Annotated in this window: 11 protein-coding genes; 6 read left to right on the top strand and 5 right to left on the bottom strand. The window is 68.1% G+C overall.

Annotation, left to right across the window (positions count from 1 at the left end):
- Positions 1 to 18 precede the first annotated feature (18 nt).
- A complete protein-coding gene (pglX, locus tag PGH47_RS27500) occupies positions 19 to 3,774 on the bottom strand; it encodes a BREX-2 system adenine-specific DNA-methyltransferase PglX (protein WP_271665630.1) in 3,756 nt (1,251 codons plus the stop codon).
- A 150-nt stretch (positions 3,775 to 3,924) separates the two neighbouring features.
- Here pglX and PGH47_RS27495 point away from each other — a divergent pair, with 150 nt between their 5' ends.
- The 3 genes from PGH47_RS27495 to PGH47_RS27485 are packed head-to-tail and all read left to right on the top strand — an operon-like array spanning position 3,925 to position 7,245.
- Positions 3,925 to 4,395 carry a hypothetical protein gene (locus PGH47_RS27495; protein ID WP_271665629.1) on the top strand — a complete coding sequence of 157 codons (471 nt, stop codon included), beginning with the start codon at positions 3,925 to 3,927 and terminating at the stop codon, positions 4,393 to 4,395.
- A 22-nt stretch (positions 4,396 to 4,417) separates the two neighbouring features.
- Positions 4,418 to 5,788 (top strand): KGGVGR-motif variant AAA ATPase, encoded by a 1,371-nt coding sequence (locus PGH47_RS27490; protein ID WP_271665628.1) that lies wholly within the window; start codon positions 4,418 to 4,420, stop codon positions 5,786 to 5,788.
- Positions 5,785 to 7,245, top strand: coding sequence for a hypothetical protein (locus PGH47_RS27485; RefSeq protein WP_271665627.1), 1,461 nt, complete (start codon positions 5,785 to 5,787; stop codon positions 7,243 to 7,245). Before PGH47_RS27490 ends, PGH47_RS27485 begins: the two co-directional genes overlap by 4 nt.
- A gap of 27 nt (positions 7,246 to 7,272) precedes the next feature.
- On the opposite strand, the gene pglW is transcribed toward PGH47_RS27485, so the two are convergent.
- Positions 7,273 to 11,691 carry a BREX system serine/threonine kinase PglW gene (pglW, locus tag PGH47_RS27480; protein WP_271665626.1) on the bottom strand — a complete coding sequence of 1,473 codons (4,419 nt, stop codon included), beginning with the start codon at positions 11,689 to 11,691 and terminating at the stop codon, positions 7,273 to 7,275.
- Positions 11,692 to 12,178: 487 nt separating this feature from the next.
- Positions 12,179 to 13,267 (bottom strand): redox-regulated ATPase YchF, encoded by a 1,089-nt coding sequence (ychF, locus tag PGH47_RS27475; RefSeq protein ID WP_107903241.1) that lies wholly within the window; start codon positions 13,265 to 13,267, stop codon positions 12,179 to 12,181.
- A gap of 463 nt (positions 13,268 to 13,730) precedes the next feature.
- On the opposite strand from ychF, the gene PGH47_RS27470 reads away from it, so the two are divergent.
- Positions 13,731 to 14,336: a DUF6542 domain-containing protein gene (locus PGH47_RS27470; RefSeq protein WP_271665625.1), complete on the top strand. Its 606-nt coding sequence runs from the start codon at positions 13,731 to 13,733 to the stop codon at positions 14,334 to 14,336.
- Here the strand turns inward: PGH47_RS27470 and ppgK are convergent.
- Entirely contained in the window at positions 14,333 to 15,082 is a 750-nt protein-coding gene (gene ppgK, locus PGH47_RS27465; RefSeq protein WP_271665624.1) for a polyphosphate--glucose phosphotransferase, read from the bottom strand. The genes PGH47_RS27470 and ppgK overlap by 4 nt on opposite strands.
- Positions 15,083 to 15,111: 29 nt before the next feature.
- Positions 15,112 to 16,128: a 4-hydroxy-3-methylbut-2-enyl diphosphate reductase gene (locus PGH47_RS27460; RefSeq protein WP_271665623.1), complete on the bottom strand. Its 1,017-nt coding sequence runs from the start codon at positions 16,126 to 16,128 to the stop codon at positions 15,112 to 15,114.
- Positions 16,129 to 16,364: 236 nt separating this feature from the next.
- Between PGH47_RS27460 and xseA the strand changes: the two genes are divergently transcribed.
- Positions 16,365 to 17,597, top strand: a complete 1,233-nt coding sequence (gene xseA / locus PGH47_RS27455) for an exodeoxyribonuclease VII large subunit (RefSeq protein WP_126901598.1) — start codon at positions 16,365 to 16,367, stop codon at positions 17,595 to 17,597.
- A gap of 9 nt (positions 17,598 to 17,606) precedes the next feature.
- Entirely contained in the window at positions 17,607 to 17,852 is a 246-nt protein-coding gene (locus PGH47_RS27450; protein WP_030948889.1) for an exodeoxyribonuclease VII small subunit, read from the top strand.
- Positions 17,853 to 17,869 lie beyond the last annotated feature (17 nt).

Below are 17,869 nucleotides of genomic sequence, written 5' to 3'. Positions count from 1 at the left end.
CATGGGGCTCCTGCTCCCCTACTCCTCGCCCAACTCGACCTGCTCGACGGGCTCCTTCTTCGGCGCGGCAGCCTTCCGTCCGCGCGGCTTTTTCACCGGCCGCCACGCCTCCAACTGCGCCTCACCCACACCGTGCCTGCGCAACAGCGCCTCATAGTCGGCTTCAAGCACCTCGGCCGGCACCTCGTCGTCCCACTCCGCGTCCGGCTTCCCGTGCCACTGCTTCACCCACGGCATGACCTCCCGCAGCCCCGCGAGCAGCGGAACGATCCGCTCGGTGCCCCAGCCGTCCCTCTTGGTCCGGGCATCGATCAACTGCGACAGCACTTGCGCCTGATCCTTGTGGTCCCACCCGGCCCACCCGAGCATCAGCGTCGGATCCCCGTCCGGGCTCGCATCGGGGTACGAGATGAAACGCTCCTTCGGCACGTCTAGCTTGCCGCGGTTCGCCCAGTACGAGAACCGCAGGAAGTCGGACGTCTTGTACTTGCTCGGTGGGTCAATGTCCCTTCGCACACCGTCCTTGTCCTCTTCCCGTTGGTCCGCCCAGACCTGCTCCCATTGTGCGCGGATGCGCAGCCCTGAGTCCTTGTAGCGCAAGGCCGCGAGAAACGGCACGTGCTCATCAGCGATGACTTCAGTGAGCACCTGCGCAAGCGGGAGATCCGGCATGCCGAGATGCTCAGAGGCGTACAGAGCCGCGACAGACACGAAGTCCGCATCCGAACTCAACCGGTCAGCGAGGTAATTGACCGTCATCGACCGCGGCTGCTTAATCCCATCCCTCAGCTCGTACCAGAGCTCACTGCTCTCGCACCGGTCGAGCAACCAGGTCCGCAGTGCGGCTCGCTCCTTCTTCTCCCACGACTCGGCGGCCCACCGCCGCTTGCACTCAGGCCGCTCGATCAGGCCAATGTCCTTGGTTCGCGAGGCGATGATGTCAAGCCGCGCCTGCACCACAGTCTTGTACTCGTCTGGCCAATGCCCAGGGATGTCCACGATCGGGGTCGCACCGTGGCGGTCGAACCAAACGGTTGTCGTCTCTCCTTCAGCTACGCGCTTGGCAAGCGCGATCTCAAAAGCCCGCTCGCCCAAGGCGACTTCAGGAACCTCGTAGGAGGCGGGCAGAGTCACCCGGTCCACTTCAGCCGGAGTTAGCAAGCCGTAGAGGCCGTAGACAGTCCAATCGAGCTCTTCCTGAAGTGCGATCATCCGCCCCCTGGCAGCTTCGCTACCCCGACGCGCCTGATCAAGGTTGGCGCGAAGTGGAGTCTCGCGCCCAGCTACAGCATCCGGCTCGCTGTCCGCTAGCTCGCTCGCCGAAAGGTCCAGGGAGCGCCCCAGCTCAAGCGGCAGAGTTCTTGGAAGGGGGAACCCCTGAAGCTTGGTTCCAGTGAACTCGTAGAACCGCTCCCATTCGTCATGCATGAACCCACCAGTTCCTGACTGGCTCCCCTTGTCATGACTAACCTGCTTCAACCAGAAGCAAGCCGTCGACGAATTGAGCAACCCCAACAACTCCAGGTGCGCGTCCTCATCCGCCCCCTCCGGCAGCTTGATAACTGGCGCAGACCTGTTGAACACCTTCCCACCCCGATCCAGCACGAAGTGGTTATGTGTCGACACGAAAGCAAACGCGATCGACAACGGCGTGGAGTACGCAGATGCGGTGTACTGCATGTAGTCCCACCATTCGAGACCCGCGTCCGCCATATCGCCCTGGAATGTCCTCCGCGCCGCCAATGTCGCCCGCCAAGGCCACAGTTCCTCTCCAAGACGGCCCGCATTCACTGCCTTCGCGTCAGGCCTCCAGATGGCAACATCCGGCTCGGCCCGCCAGTCCCGAACCACATCCCCGAGAAGCAGCGGCCGCAGGGCTCGCTTGTCTGCTCGGGGCTTGTAGGTCTTCCGCAGCGGCCTCATGTATGCCTCATCGGCACCCGCGCGAATGGCGCGACCGATCGGCTTCGAGATCTTCTCCTCCAGAGGCATCGCGCCAGCAGCCAGCCAGTCCAGCAAAGGTCCGGCTCCTCCCCCGCTCACCGACCACGGGTGAGTCACGAAACTCGCCGCAACCGCGTTCTCTACCGAAACCCAGTCCGACTCACTCCCCGGCCGCCCCACCTGCTCCTCAATGGCCCGCCATACGTGCCCCTCCGCTTCTTTCCCCTTCTTCGGCTGCACTGGCTCCCCCCGAACCCCCAACACCGCCCGAACCGTCCGCTCCGGACTAGGAATCCGGTTCCGCCCCACCAGAATCACCGTAGGTGTGCCATGCCCCGGAATGTACGCCCCCGACGTATCAATCACATGCGACAGTTCGGCCCGGTTCCGGAAGAAGACCTCGATGAGCTTCTTGCCGAACTCCCGCTTCATGAAGGAGTTCGCCGTGATCTGCCCGACGAACCCGCCCCCTCCGAGCCGCCCGCCTGGCCCCCTGACCGCCAGATCGAACAACCGCGCCGCGAACGGCACGGACAGCGCGTACGTCCCCGCGCACACATCCTTGTACGCCGCCCGGTAGTTCTCGTTCTCCTGCTTGTCCTTCACCGTGATGTACGGCGGGTTCCCCACCACCACGTGATACGAGCCCCGCCCCAGCAGATCCGCCCGCTTCGCGTACTCCCACACGTCCTCCGTCGCGTACGCGTACGCCTCTCCGTCCTCGCGCCCCACGACCGCCTCCGCGAACAGCGAGTCCAGGTCGATCTCGGTCTGGATGCCGGCCGCTCCCCGCCCGTGCAGCAGCGAGTCACCAACCGCCACGTTGATCGGGAAGGGCCGCATCTCCGCGAGACGACTCACGCCCGCGGCTTTCATCGCGGCGACGAGCAGCCGGAAGCGCGCGATGCTCGCCGCGAACGGATTCTTGTCGCAGCCATGGACGGATTCCAGAGAGCGCCGTACCAGGGTCCAGTCGTCCGTACCCGGCTCCACGATGCGCCACTTGTCCAACAACCGGTGGAAGATGCCGAGCAGGAAGTGCCCGGACCCGCACGCCGGGTCGATGGTCCGCAGCCCGCGCAGCGGCTCACCCTTCGGGTCCAGTGGGTCTTCCCGTACCGCGTTGAGGCCGAACTCCTCGATCGCCGGTTCCAGGGTCAGGTCGAGGATGAACTCCTCGACGAATTCCGGGGTCTGGAGCAGCGCATACGTCTTGCGGGCGTGCTCGCTCAGGTCCTGGTACAGGTCGCCGAGGAACCGGGTGTTCCAGTCCGGGTCCGTGAAGTCGTAACGGATCTTGCCCGCCGCACCCCACCTGCGCCAGAACGTGAGCAGCTTGGTCGCCGCGTCGTAGCTGGGGGTGATGCTCCACAGCGGGTTGTGGTTCTCGTCGAAGAGGCCGGCGGCGGCGGCGTTCGTCTTGGCGAGATGACGGAAGGAGTCGATCAGCCAGTCGCGGTCGTTGAGGTGTGGGTTCTCGCGGAAGAAGTGGTCGTGGCGGGCCTCCGCCTCTGCGAGACGTTCGCCGGGGCCGGCGAGGAAGGGCTCCTCGATGAGCCGGTTGTCCTCGCAGAAGCGGACGAAGACGCAGGCGAGGACCCAGGCCGCCGCTGCCTGGGTGACCCGCTCGTCGCGCCAGGCGGCGTAGGGGGCCGCGATCCGCTTGGCCTTCTTGGCCTGCTGGTACTCCTCTTCCAGGCGTTCGCGGAACTCGTCGACCGTCTCGCTGCGGGCACGCAGGTCGTCCTCCAGGTCGAGGACCTGCCGCTTGAGATCCTTGACCAGGGCCTCCTTGTCCAGGCCCGCCGTACCCGCCGTCTCCACAGTCACGTTCCGCTTCTTTCTCACTGCACCGCATCATTGCCCGCCGCGCATCCCGCGGCCAGGCCCTTCAATCCTGCCAGCCTTGATAACGGGCCAGGTGCCCCACGTGCGGAAAACCTCCCCGTACCCTCTGCCCTCACCATTAAAGTGATCGCCGTGACGGCCCCGACCATCCCGATGCCTCCCCCGCACACCTTCCTCAAGGCGGGACACGACCACTACAAGGCAGCGCTGCAGTTGTCGAAGGATGCGAAGCTCACCGGTCCCGCCGACCACCTCGCCGGCCTGGCCGCGGAGTGCGTGGTCAAGGCGATGCTGATGGATTTCTTCGGTGCAAAGCAGGACACCCCGTACGGGAAGCCGTACTCCCAGAAGACTCCGCAGGACAAGCGCACCTGGCACGAGCACATGCCCAAGGTCTGGGACCATCTCCAGCTCATAGCGTCGGGCCATCGGGGAAGCCTGATCCGTCAGCAGCTTCCGGCCCAGAACCCGTTCAGCACCCCGTCCGACGAATGGGACGTCTACCACCGATACCGTGACGGTGACGGCTTCCCCTCGGGGCGGCTTCCCCGCCATCTGGCGACTGTGCTCGGCCTGATCAATGCCTACGACTCGGCGAAGTGACCCAAGAAAGCGACAGGACGTCATGACGGAATCCACCCGATTCGACGACGCGTGGGAGCAGGCGTGCGCTCTCGCCCGAACCACTGCCGCGGACGGTCACGACGTCGTGCTCGTACGGGACCTGTCAGGCCGCTCCACCTTGCTGATCGACGACCGGGACGACGAGCTCGCACCGGACTCCGACCACCTCACTCAGCTCCGACAGGCGTTCCGTGAGCAGCTCGGTCCCTTCGCCGCGCACAATCCCGTACAGACGGCCGCCGCCATGTTCTCCGCGGACACGTTCTTCGACGCACCCGAACTGATCGTCCTCGAGGAGCGGGGGGAGGACCTTCAAGGCCGCGTCGGCGTGCTGGAGCGCACCATTGTCGGTGCCGACTGGTCCGGCCCCGGCACAGGCCCGGAGCCGGTCTCTTCGCGAGCATGGCCCCGTATCGCCCTGTACGGGTTCAAAGGCGGGGTGGGCCGGTCCACCGCGACCGCAGTGCTGGCCCGACACCTGGCCGAACTGGGCAACTGCGTGCTCGTGGTCGACCTCGACCTCGAATCACCCGGCGTCTCGAACCTGCTCGCCGACCCGGGTGCGGCCTCCCGGCACGGCATCGTGGACCACTTGGTAGAGTCGGCAGTCGGTAACGCGGACGGACTCGATCTGCTCGCGAAATCCTCCCTCACCCCGAAGGACGGCAACGGAGAAATCTGGCTCGCCTCGGCCTCGGGCACCCCGCGCAACGCGGAACCGTACGACTACCTCGCCAAGCTCAACCGCATCTACAGCGACCTCCCTCCCGAGGTTCCGGGCGCCAAGCCCAGACCTTTCGCACAGCGTCTTGAGGATGCGATCGCCGCCTGCGAGCAGCAGACCGAGAAGAAGAACGGTCGTCTTCCCGACGTCGTGCTCCTCGACAGCAGGGCAGGAATCCACGACATCGCTGCCGTGACACTGACCCGGCTCTGCGACCACGCCCTGCTCTTCGCGGTCGACAACCCTTCCACCTGGGAGGGCTACCGCATGCTCTTCGAACAGTGGAAGAAACAGCCCGACCAGGCGCGCGCCATGCGGGACCGCCTGCACATCGTGGCAGCGATGTTCCACTCCGCCGGAGACATAGACCGTCTGAACACGCTGCGCCGGCACGCCTACGACGCGTTCGTGGCCACCCTGTACGACCTGCCCGACGACGACACCCCCGAGCCGTACCTCCCGGTCGAGGGCGACGTGGACGACAAGCCGTACGCCCCCGTCCCCATCCTGTTCGGCAACGACCTCGTGGGGCTCGATCCGCAGCGCAGCCCCCACTGGACGAAGCTCCCGTTCGTCCGTGCCGCCTATCGGGACTTCCTCAGCGCAGTGGAAGAACTGGTCCACGACCCGTACGAGGATCTCGCATGACGGACCCGCAGACCCTGGCCCGCCGCAACCTCATCGTCGAGGCGCTTCGCGGCGCACCGGACGCGAACACCACCACCCCTGACCTGCACACCATGTTCACGCCGTCGTCCCACCGGGAGGCGCTGGCCCCGGATGTCACCGTGGTGCGCGGAGCACGCGGAACGGGCAAGACGTACTGGGCGAAGGCGTTGACCGACCCCGTACTTCGCGAAGTGGCCGCCCGCTCCTACATCATGCCCAGGCTCAGCCACACCGAGGTCCTCACCGCTTTCGGCCTCAACGGAGGTGACGAGCCGGTCTTCCCCGGGAAACGTGCCATTGCCTCCCTCGTCCAGGACTTCGGCAAGGCGGACAACCTGGAGCCGAAGGACCTGTGGTCCGCGGTCGTCCTCATGGCACTGAAGGTGCCTCAGGTCGTCGCACTCGACAGCTGGATCGAGCGCATCCGATGGACCGCCCGAAACGGAGACGCGTACGAGAGCGCGCTGCGCAAGGCGGACCGAGAAGCCCGTGAGCAGAACAAGACCCTGATCCTCCTCTTCGACGACCTGGACCATCTCCATTCGGAACGCCGGCACATCGATCTGCTCCTTTCCGGACTGTTCGAGGTCGCCCTGGAACTCCGCCTCTCCACCACCGCTCTGCGCGCCAAAATCTTCGTACGCCCCGACATGTACGCCAGCGCACCTCGCCACTTCGCCGACGCCTCGAAACTGGACGCGAACGCCGCCGACCTCTCCTGGAGCCGGGAGAACCTCTACGGCCTTTTCTTCCACCAGCTCGGCAACCACACCTCGGACCAGGCCAAGGCGTTCAGGGACTCCACCGAAGGAACCTGGCGCTTCGAGGAAGGCCGCCACATCGCCCCGGTCGAGGTGCTCGCCGACCAGAAGGCGCAGGAACGCCTCTTCGTCACGCTGGCCGGCCCCTTCATGGGAACGGACCGCCGCAAGGGACACACCTACACCTGGATCCCGAACCATCTTCAGGACGGTCTCGGCCGGATCAGTCCACGCACCCTGCTCTCCACGCTACGGAAAGCAGCTCAGATCACCGCCGAAGCACATGCCACCCACCCGCTGCCGCTGTACTACGAAGCCATCCGCGAGAGCCTCAGCCATGCGGCCAACACCCGGGTCCGGGAACTCGAGGACGACCTCGCCTGGGCAGCACTGTCGATCAAGCTTCTCGCCGGTACACAGGTACCGATGGAACCGTCCACCGTCCAGTACGCATGGAGCTCGGGAGGTTTCTCGGCCGAACTCCGCAAAGTACTGGAAGGTGAGAAAGCAGGGAGCGGGCCCCAACACCCCGACAACCCTGTCGCGCTCCTCGCCGAACTGGAGAAACTCGGCGTGGTGACCTACCGCACCAACGGCTCCGTCGACCTCCCCGACATCTACCGGCTGGCCTTCGACATCGGCCGCAAGGGCGGCGTCAAACGCAGCAAGGTCTGAGCGCTCCCGAGCCGGGCACCGGACAGGTCAGCCGTCCTGACCGAGCAGCTCCCCGAGCGCTTTCACGAACTCCGCATCCAGATGCTCCCGCTCCCCGTCGCCCCCGATCACCTCGACCGTCCGCCCGTCCAGGCGCGGCTGCTGCGACCGTGTCTCGACCGGACACAGCAGCCACAGGCCGTACGGGACGGTCGCCGGTCGGCGTGCCGCACTCTGAAGACGGGTCAGGAAGCCATGGCCGCCCTCGTCCCAGTAGCGGGCGACGAGGCCGGCGTCGTAAAGGAAGAGGATCGTCCGGGGCTCGGCGGCCCGCTCCAGGAGGGCGTCCTCCATCCGCTGCCAGACGACGCGTGCGAAAGAGGCAAGGCCGGGCTTGATGCGGCCGGGAGCCGAACTGCTGTCGGCGCGCAGGAACTTCTGCCAGTCCTGGCCCTTCTCGTCCGCCAACTCCCGCAGCGTACGCAGGAACATGCCCGCGACGTCAACCGCGACGACACCCTCGGATTCGAAGGTCGCCGCCACCCGCTCCGCCGTCCCCACGAGTACGTCGCGCTTCACCGTCAAGGCGAGGAAGCCGCCGCGCGCGGCCCGCTCGGTGAGCCGGGCACGAGACGCCCCGTGCGGGTCCTCCCGGTCCGAGCGGGAGATCGGGCGGGGTGGAAGATAGCTGGTGTGGACGCCGGTTGAGGTGCGGGCGGCGGGCGGTGCGGTTCTGCGCGGGAAGAACGTCAGGGTCGTGTGGTCGTACCGCAGGTCGAAGCGTGCCGCTTCGAGCGCGTCCTCGAGCTCCACATGGGTGGGCTCGCGGCCGCCCACGAGGAGGTCGAGGTCGGGGAACCGTGCCCGCAGCCGCGCGACCAGACCAGGGACCATGATGCCCCGGTCGTGCCGGACCCCGGCTCCCGCCTGGGAGATGCGAAGTGCCCGCTCCAGACTCAGATCCTGCGGGTACAGCTCCAGACGCGGGGTGACCGCGGTCCGAGTGGCGACCGCGGCGGCCAGCGCCACAAGGCGGGTGTCCGCGAGTGGGGCGAAGCCGTCGGGAACCGGTACCGCACGCAGATCACGCAGGACCTCGGTACGGCTGGGCAATGGGTCACGCCTGGCCGACTGATAGGCGCAAGCCCCCAACAGAGCGCTGTAGTCGGCCAGTTCACGGGGGCTCGGATCCTCGGTTCCGGGAAGCGACTCGGCCGCGATGAGGATCGCTTCGCCACGCCGGTGCACCGCGAGCCGGGGCTCATGCGGTACCGCGCTCTCGGTCCCCGCGCTGTCGCCCCCTCCCACCACATCTGCGGTCTCGGCCTCGACGGCGGCCCGGACCACAGCGAGCGATCTGGCCAGGATCCGCTCACTGGTGTCGCTGTCCGCTCCGTGGCGGGCACGCAGTTCGGCGGCAGCCTCCACAGCGGTCATGACGCGCCCGGCGGCAGTGACGATGTCGACCAGCTCAGCCCGTACCGGTGCGAGCCAGGCCGCCTCGGCCCACTGTTTGATCTCCATCCGATGGTGCCGCGAGACCGGCGGCTGCTTGATACCCAGGTGCTCGGCAATGCGTGCCTGCACCGGCCAGGCTCCCAGCGGAGACAGCCCGCCCTCCTCGAGCGGAAGCCCGAGCGTGAGCCGGACCACTCCCTCGCGGTGCGAACCCCTGCGTCCCGGCTCGGGCGTGAGCAGGGCTGCCATCTCGTCTATCGACAGGATCCGTTCCGGAGCCGAGCCGTCCGCCGTGACGACGTCCACCACCGCGCGATCGACGGACGCGGTCCGCGGAGACCTTCCGTCGGAGGCCGGAAGGAGCGCTGCCGCCCATTGCTTGCGCCGCCGGTTCAGTTCCTTGCGGACCAGCGCACCTGCGCCGCGCGCCCGGGAGATGACGTACGGCTGGAGGTTCAGCAGATCGCCGACCCGGTAGGCGTGCAGGTCGTTCGCGACGGACACCGCCCGGGGAGACAGACCGGCGGCCTCCAGGAGTGTCGTGGTGTCGGCGGCTGCCGCTGCCCTGTCCCGGTCGCTCTCCGGGTCCTCGGAGGTGGTGCCGACCGTGGTCGGAGTGGTGGTGGGGCCGGTCGAGTCCGCGGTGCGGAACACCTGCCGCCACTCGTCCCGCATCTGCGTGAGGGTCTCGAAGCGGTGCTCGGTGTCGCGGTGCAGGGCTCTACGGAAGAAGCGTGCGAGCCCCTCGCTCAATGCCGGTTCGAAGAGTTCGACCGCTATGCGGAGGACTGCCGATTCGTTGGTGAGCGGGTCGTTCTGCCCGTCGCCCCACACCGGTCGCTCGCCACTGGCCATCTCGTGAAGGGTGACGGCCGCCGCGTAACGCTCGGCGTGATCGTCGTAGTGGGCGCGGCGCATCGACCCGAGGAACGGGTCGAGATAGTTACGGGTACCGGCCTTGATGTCCCGGTCAGAGGCATCGGTGAGTGAGAAGTCGAAGAGCTTCAGCTGCCAGGTACGGTCCTTGCGTCGCTGGACACCGAAATTGTCCGGCTTGATGTCACGGTGGCGCACCCCATGACCGGCGAGCTGGTCAAGGGCGTGGAACAGATCGTCCGAAAAGCGTTCCAGCTCGTGGTAAGTGAGACGGCCCTGGCCTCGGAGTCGCTCACCGAGAGACTGCTCGCCGGCGTACTCCAGCTCCAGAACCGTGCGCCCGCCGATCTCCCGCAGGCCCTGTCCGCGCAACTGGACGACCGCTCCACCACCGACCGTGCCGAGCACCCGCTCCTCGGCCCGCAGTCTGCCCGCACGCTCCTCGTCGAGCGCCACCTTGAAGACGTGCTCGTCGATCTGGACGTGTCCGTCCTCGTCCTCGGTTGCCCGCTCCACGAGCAGCGCACGGGCAGTGGCCCCGGTGCCGAGAACCCGCCGGACCGACCATTCGGCGTCGAGTGACTGACCGGGCAGCGCCTCCAACGGGTCGACACCGGTCGAGGCCGGGGAGTCCGGCAGCACGCTGGCACGTTCGGCCTCGTCGAGGAGGTCGAGGAATGCCTCCACCGAGCCGAGGCGATCATTGACATCGGTCCGGGTCGCCTGGAAAACGAGATCGTCCAGGGCATCGGGCAGCCCATCCGCCACCGCGAAGAGACGCAGGCCCGAGTCCGTGCGCAGACGGTCGCTCAGCGCGCTGCGCTGAGCGGCCGGCGGCAGCCCGGTCAGGATCAGATGGGCCACCGCTCCGAGACCGAAGACGTCCAGGTCCCCGGGGTCGGCGTAGGGCTGATCCGTCTCCGGGGCGAGGTAGACGCGGGCCGCGTCCTCGATGAGTGCCGCGTCGAGGGCGGAACCACCGATGGAGCGGAAGAAGGTGGCGTTGGAGTCGAAATCCCGGGCCGCGGTCTGCCAGTCCGTGATCCGCAGTTCGGGATGGGACCCGCCCTCTTTGAAGGAGACGTACACCGAGCGTGCCGCCAGAGCCCGGTGGTACAGGGAACGGTTGTGTGCGTAGCGGACGGCTTCTGCGAGTTGTCGGACCAGGTCGAGGCGGGTCTCGGGAGTCAGCTTCCCGCCGTAGACATCGAGGTACTGGTCGAGTCGCAGATCCGTGTGGCGATGGCGGAAGAGAATCGCCGGCCCGCCCTGATGCTCACGGAATTCGACTGCGTCGACGATCCCGCGGTGGTTGATGCCCTGGAGCACCTGGTACTCACGGCGCGCGGCACGTTCGGTGGCCTTACGAGCCGCTTCGGTCGCCATCTGGCTGACCAGATAGATACGGACCCGTCCCTCTTCCTGGACCATCCCGTCATCGCGAGACGCGAGCCGGTCCTCCCAGGACGGACCGGCGTCCAGCGGATGGGGCTCCATCTTCCATGCCTCGCCGAACCGCAGATGGGCGGCGGACTGACGAATACCAATGGCCTTCAGCAACTGCGGGAGGGTATGGCGAGAGAACTCCGGAGTAATGCGCCGCTCAGGGCGGTCCGGTGGCAGTCCCAGGAAATCCTGCCAGATACGCTTCAGACCGCTCGCGCCGTCGTCACGGCCGTAGACCTTGATCTGCTGGACCTCGTCCAGGTGGCTTTCCAGATCCGGGGCGGAGAGGAACACGGCAGGCTCGATACGCGGCACGACGCGGTCGCTGATACCCAGCTTGCGTGCTGCCCACTGGAGTTGGCTCTTCAGCTCCTTGGACTTCAAGTCGTTGAAGTGCAGAGGGTTGGTGAGGGTCCGCATACGGTCCTGGCCACGGAAATTCCACGTGGAACCGGTGTTACGGAGTTCACCGGGGTGACTCTTGATCTCGACGAGAAAGAGGCCGGCCGGAACTGCGATCAGCAGATCGCATTCATTGACGCGTCCGGACTGCGCAGTAAAAGAGAAGGTGGCCCAGGCCCGATACGGCTCGGCGTGCGGCATGAGCTGCCGGACGTGATCCAATGCCTCCTGCTCCCACGGGTACGGAGAGACCCTCTCCTGCGACCACTGCCGGGGCGGCCTCACCGGGCCAGGCTTCGGCACCCCGGACGCCGGGGTTCCTCCCACTGCGGTCACTGTCCCCGTCCTCCCGCGTCGCCCACGCCAGCAGGGCCGCATCATGCCTGGTCGAGCCTACCGTGCCCGCCACAAGAGGGAAGCGGCGTTCTCCGATCCGGCACGAGAGCAGCCTTGATCGAACGCCGCTCACCGGTCAGCCACCCGAATCGTTTGAGGGCCTCGCGGTCACAGACACCAGCCTTCGTAAACGGCAGCCTCGCCACTTGTCCCGGAAACGGGGCCGAGTTCGGCGCGCGCCAGCAGTAGCTGTGAACCCATACGCGCAGTCGGTCCGCTCCAAGGGAGCCACGCCAGGGACGGTTGCCAAACGAGGTGACAGAGCGTCAGATTTCTCAGCACCATCCCAGCACGGGAACGAGCGAAGGGCTCAACTCCGAAGAGTCGAGCCCTCCTGACCTGCGTAATCAACAAAGCCGACGTGGTGGAAATGCACCTAAACGTTGAAGCGGAACTCCACCACGTCCCCGTCCTGCATCACATACTCCTTGCCTTCCATCCGCGCCTTCCCCTTCGCGCGGGCCTCGGCCACCGAGCCGGTTTCCACCAGGTCGGCGAAGGAGATGACCTCGGCCTTGATGAAGCCCTTCTGGAAGTCGGTGTGGATGACGCCGGCCGCCTCGGGGGCGGTGGCGCCCTTCTTGATCGTCCAGGCGCGGGACTCCTTGGGGCCGGCCGTGAGGTACGTCTGCAGGCCGAGGGTGTTGAAGCCGACGCGGGCGAGGGTGGCGAGGCCGGGCTCCTCCGCGCCGACCGACTCCAGCAGCTCCATCGCGTCCGCCTCGTCCAGCTCCGCGAGGTCCGCCTCCAGCTTGGCGTTCAGGAAGATCGCCTCGGCGGGGGCCACCAGCGCGCGCTGCTCGTTCTTGAAGTCGTCGTCGACCAGCTCGTCCTCGTCGACGTTGAAGACGTAGAGGAACGGCTTCGTCGTCAGCAGGTGCAGGTCGTGCAGCAGCTCCTCGTTGCCGGAGCCCTGGACGATGCCCGCCGAGAACAGCGTGTCGCCCTTCTCCAGGATCTCCTTGGCCTCCTCGACGGCCTTCACCTTCGGCGCGATGTCCTTCTTGATCCGCGACTCCTTCTGGAGGCGCGGCAGGACCTTCTCGATGGTCTGGAGGTCGGCGAGGATCAGCTCGGTGTTGATCGTCTCGATGTCGTCCTTGGGCGAGACCTTGCCGTCGACGTGCACGACGTTCTCGTCCTTGAAGGCACGGATGACCTGGCAGATCGCGTCGGACTCACGGATGTTCGCGAGGAACTTGTTGCCCAGGCCCTCGCCCTCGGAGGCGCCGCGCACGATGCCGGCGATGTCGACGAAGTCCACGGTCGCCGGGAGGACGCGCTGCGAGGAGAAGATCTCGGCCAGTTTCGTGAGGCGCTCGTCGGGGACGCCGACCACGCCGACGTTGGGCTCGATCGTGGCGAACGGGTAGTTGGCCGCCAGCACGTCGTTCTTGGTCAGGGCGTTGAACAGGGTCGACTTGCCGACATTCGGCAGACCGACGATTCCGATCGTGAGCGACACGTTGCGACTTCCCGTACGTGAGAGGACTTCTGGGGCTGGGCTGGGGCCCGGTCCTTCTTCGATCTTCGATGCAGATGACGCAGATGCACGGGCCGATCCACCAGTCTACGGCGTACCGGGCCCGGCCCCGGCGCCCCGTCGAACACGTGGCCAAGGTCCGCCCCCGGGCGTGTCTGAGGGCCGATCGGCCACATGATCCGACCTAGGTTGGTGCAGAAGAGCAGCAGGACAGGGCGCGACCTGCCGGCCATGGAGCGGGCGTGGGGTCGCGTGGGGTGAGGGCCGGGCCGCGCCGGAGCGGTGCCGGTTCGCGCCGGGCGATGGCGGTCTTCCGCCGGACGGGGACAGTGTGGAGCGGGGCGAGAGTCGTACGAGGCGCGGCGAGGGCCGATTCCTGAGGGAGGGTGACAGCAGCGGTAGCGGGCGGGGCGGCTCGGGGCCGTCCGGTGAGTGGCCGGCCCGAGTGTCCCGGGCCGGTGCCGCCGACGACGCCAAGGCCGCCGCCCGTGCCGCCAGAGCCGCTCGGCTCGCGAAGGCCCGGGCCTCCCGCGACGCCGCGTCCCCCCGGCCCGCCCGCTCCACCCGCCCCGGCCCGCAGCGCCGGCCGCGTTCGGAACAAGCCGCGGCGGTACGGCGGCCGGCCCCGGAGCCGGCGCCCGCACGCCGGTTTCCCGACCCCCGGCTCACCGGACTCGGCAGCGGTCTGTTCTGCGGGGCCGTGATGCTGGTGCTCGGCTGTCTCGACTCGCTGATGTTCGAGTCGCTGACGCTGTACAGCGTGCTGTTCCTGCCGGTGTGCGCGCTGACCGCCCTCTGGGTACGCGAGGGCGATCTGCTGACTGCGCCGGTGGTCGTACCGATCGCGTTCGCGGTGGGGCTGCTTCCGGTGGCCGAGAGCGGCGGCGGATTCAGCGGCCGGCTGATGGGGCTCGTCAGCGCCCTCGCCACGGAGGCCGGATGGCTGTACGGCGGGACGCTGATCGCCGGTCTCGTCGTGCTCGTGCGCAGAGTGCGCCTGATCGCCCGGCGGGTGGCGGCACGCCGCCGGGCGGGGGTGAGCGGCGGCTAGCCGTCCCGCTCCGCCGCGTGCATCGCGGCGCCGACGATCCCGGCGTTGTTCTGGAGCTGGGCGGGCACGATCTCCGCCTTGATGTCCTCGATGTAGTGCAGGAACTTCTGGGCCTTGCGGCTCACCCCGCCGCCGATGATGAACAGCTCGGGCGAGAACAGCATCTCGACGTGCGCGAGGTACTTCCGCACGCGGTGCGCCCAGTGCTCCCAGGACAGGTCCTCGTCCTCCTTGGCCTTGCTGGACGCACGCTTCTCGGCGTCGTGGCCGTGGAGTTCGAGGTGGCCCAGCTCGGTGTTGGGGACCAGGCGGCCGTCGACGAACAGTGCGCTGCCGATGCCCGTGCCGAAGGTGAGCAGGATCACGGTGCCCTTGCGGCCGCGGCCCGCGCCGAAGTGCATCTCGGCGACGCCGGCCGCGTCCGCGTCGTTGACCACCGTCACCGGGTGGCCGCCCAGCCTGTCGCTGAACAGCGCCCGCGCGTCCGTGTCGATCCAGCTCTTGTCGACGTTGGCCGCCGTACGGATCGTGGAGCCGTCGGTGACCACACCGGGGAAGGTGAGCCCGACCGGGCCCGTCCAGCCGAAGTGCTCGACGACCTCCTTCACGCCGTCGGCGACCCCGTCGGGTGTGGCCGGTTGCGGAGTGAGCACCTTGTAGCGCTCCTGGGCCAGGTCGCCCCTGTCCAGATCCACCGGGGCGCCCTTGATCCCGGATCCACCGATGTCCAAGCCGAAGATCTGCATGGCCCTACGTTACGACGGACGACTGACGGTCACTCCCCGGAGTCGCCGGCCCCGGTGCGCCCGGCGATCAGCGCAGCCGCCTCTTCACGCAGGTCACGCCGGAGTTCCTTGGGCAGCGAGAAGGTGATCGACTCCTCGGCGGCCTTCACGAGCTCCACATCTCCGTAGCCGCGCTGGGACAGCCACTCCAGGACCTCCTCCACGAGGACCTCGGGGACGGAGGCGCCGGAGGTGACGCCGACCGTGGTCACGCCCTCCAGCCAGGCCTCGTCGATCTCGCTGGCGAAGTCCACAAGGTAGGCCTCGCGGGAGCCGGCGAGCTTGGCGACCTCGACCAGCCGCTTGGAGTTGGAGGAGTTGCGCGAGCCGACCACGATGACCAGCTCGGCCTCGGCGCCCATCTGCTTCACCGCGAGCTGACGGTTCTGCGTGGCGTAGCAGATGTCGTCGCTGGGCGGGGAGATGAGCTGCGGGAACTTCTCCTTCAGCGCGTCGACGGTCTCCATGGTCTCGTCGACGGAGAGGGTGGTCTGGGAGAGCCAGACGACCTTCGACTCGTCGCGGACCTCGACCTTGGCGACGTCCTCCGGCCCGTCGACGAGCGTGATGTGGTCGGGGGCCTCGCCGGAGGTGCCGATGACCTCCTCGTGGCCCTCGTGCCCGATCAGCAGGATGTCGTAGTCCTCATTGGCGAAGCGGACGGCTTCCTTGTGGACCTTGGTGACGAGCGGGCAGGTCGCGTCGATGGTGGCCAGCTTGCCGCGCGCGGCCTCCTCGTGGACGACGGGGGCCACGCCGTGCGCGGAGAACATCACGATGTTCCCCTCGGGGACCTCCTCCGTGCGCTCGACGAAGATGGCGCCCTTCCTCTCCAGGGTCTGCACGACGTACTTGTTGTGGACGATCTCGTGCCGGACGTACACCGGAGCGCCGTACTGCTCCAGGGCTTTCTCGACGGCGATCACGGCGCGGTCCACACCCGCGCAGTAGCCACGGGGGGCGGCGAGCAGGACACGGCGGCCAGGCGAAGCAGTCATGCGTCCCATCGTAAGGGTGCGTTCGGGGGCTCGGAGATCGCGAGGGTGACGGCTTGACGAGGAGACCGGCACCGCGATGTGAAGGGTGGGGAACGGGTCGCCGCGCGGGGCGGGCGGATGCGGCGGGTCACGGAGCGGGACCACGGGGGGTACGCCGGACGACGGAGGGCACCCGGCCGGGACGCTCCGCGCCCCGCCCCGTTCGGCTGGTCGGCGTTGTCGGTGGCGGCCGTTACGCTCGCCGCATGGCTGTGAACACGACCCCGGAGTCCCCCCTGCCCGTCGGTGAGGTGTCACGGCTCATCGGGGGGTGGATCGACCGGCTCGGGGCGGTGTGGGTCGAGGGGCAGATCACGCAGTTGTCGCGGCGGCCGGGCGCCGGCGTGGTGTTCCTGACGCTGCGTGACCCCTCGTACGACATCTCCGTGAGCGTGACCTGTTACCGGCAGGTCTTCGACGCCGTCGCCGACGTGGTGACCGAGGGCGCCCGGGTCGTCGTGCTCGCCAAGCCCGAGTGGTACGCCCCGCGCGGCCAGCTCTCCCTGCGGGCCACCGAGATAAAGCCGGTCGGCGTCGGCGAGTTGCTCGCCCGGCTGGAGATGCTGAAGAAGGCCCTGGCCGCCGAGGGGCTCTTCGCACCGGAGCGGAAGAAGGCGCTCCCCTTCCTTCCCCAGCTCATCGGCCTGGTCTGCGGACGCGCCTCCGCAGCCGAGCGGGACGTCCTGGAGAACGCCCGCCACCGCTGGCCCGCCGTCCGCTTCGAGGTCCGCAACGTCGCCGTGCAGGGCGTGCACGCCGTGCCGCAGGTCGTGCAGGCGGTCAAGGAGCTCGACGACATCGACGACGTGGACGTGATCATCGTCGCCCGCGGCGGTGGCAGCGTGGAGGATCTGCTGCCCTTCTCCGACGAGCAGCTCGTGCGGGCCGTCGCCTCGTGCCGTACGCCGGTGGTGTCCGCCATCGGGCACGAGCCCGACAATCCGCTCCTCGACCACGTCGCCGACCTGCGTGCCTCCACCCCGACCGACGCCGCCAAGAAGGTCGTGCCGGACGTGGGCGAGGAGTACGAGCGGGTGCGGATGCTGCGCGACCGGGCCCGGCGGTGCGTCGAGGCGTTCGTCGAGCGCGAGGAGCGCGGGCTCGCGCACGCTTTGGCGCGGCCGTCGATAGAGGATCCGCACCGGATGATCGACGAGCGGGCCGACCATGTGGCGTCGCTGCTCGACCGCGGCCGCCGCTGCCTCGGCCATCACCTCGACCGCGCCGAGTCCGAACTGACGCACACGCACGCGCGCGTGGTGGCCCTCTCCCCCGCCGCGACCCTGAAGCGGGGGTACGCCGTGCTCCAGCGGGCCGACGGGCATGTGGTCCGCGACCCCGGCGAGGTGACCGCGGACGAGGCGCTGCGGGCGCGGGTCGCCGAGGGGGAGTTCTCCGTACGGGTCGACGCCTCTGTCGACGCACAAGCCGATGCATAGGGTGGGCGAATGACCAGCAAGGTGGAAGAAGCGCTCGGGTACGAGCAGGCCCGGGACGAGCTGATCGAGGTCGTCCGGCGGCTGGAGGCGGGCGGTACGACGCTGGAGGAGTCCCTCGCGCTCTGGGAGCGCGGCGAGGAGCTGGCCAAGGTCTGCAGGCGCTGGCTGGACGGGGCACGGGCGCGGCTGGACGCTGCCCTGGCCGAGGAGGCCGAGGCGGAGGCCGCGCAGGAGAACGCCGGGGACGAGTCCTAGGCCCGGTCGGCGAGGCG

The sequence above is a fragment of the Streptomyces sp. HUAS 31 genome, from assembly GCF_028198125.1.
In the GTDB taxonomy this organism is placed as follows: domain Bacteria; phylum Actinomycetota; class Actinomycetes; order Streptomycetales; family Streptomycetaceae; genus Streptomyces; species Streptomyces chartreusis.
The sequence above is the reverse complement of the archived record's forward strand: the minus strand, read 5'-3'. Positions and strand labels throughout refer to the sequence as shown.

What these genes read in the sequence shown, in the direction of transcription:
- PGH47_RS27460 (WP_271665623.1), bottom strand. Translation starts at nt 16,128, where the DNA reads ATGGGACGCATGACTGCTTCGCCTGGCCGCCGTGTCCTGCTCGCCGCC.
- ppgK (WP_271665624.1), bottom strand. Translation starts at nt 15,082, where the DNA reads ATGCAGATCTTCGGCTTGGACATCGGTGGATCCGGGATCAAGGGCGCC.
- PGH47_RS27490 (WP_271665628.1), top strand. Translation starts at nt 4,418, where the DNA reads ATGACGGAATCCACCCGATTCGACGACGCGTGGGAGCAGGCGTGCGCT.
- PGH47_RS27485 (WP_271665627.1), top strand. Translation starts at nt 5,785, where the DNA reads ATGACGGACCCGCAGACCCTGGCCCGCCGCAACCTCATCGTCGAGGCG.
- PGH47_RS27450 (WP_030948889.1), top strand. Translation starts at nt 17,607, where the DNA reads ATGACCAGCAAGGTGGAAGAAGCGCTCGGGTACGAGCAGGCCCGGGAC.
- xseA (WP_126901598.1), top strand. Translation starts at nt 16,365, where the DNA reads ATGGCTGTGAACACGACCCCGGAGTCCCCCCTGCCCGTCGGTGAGGTG.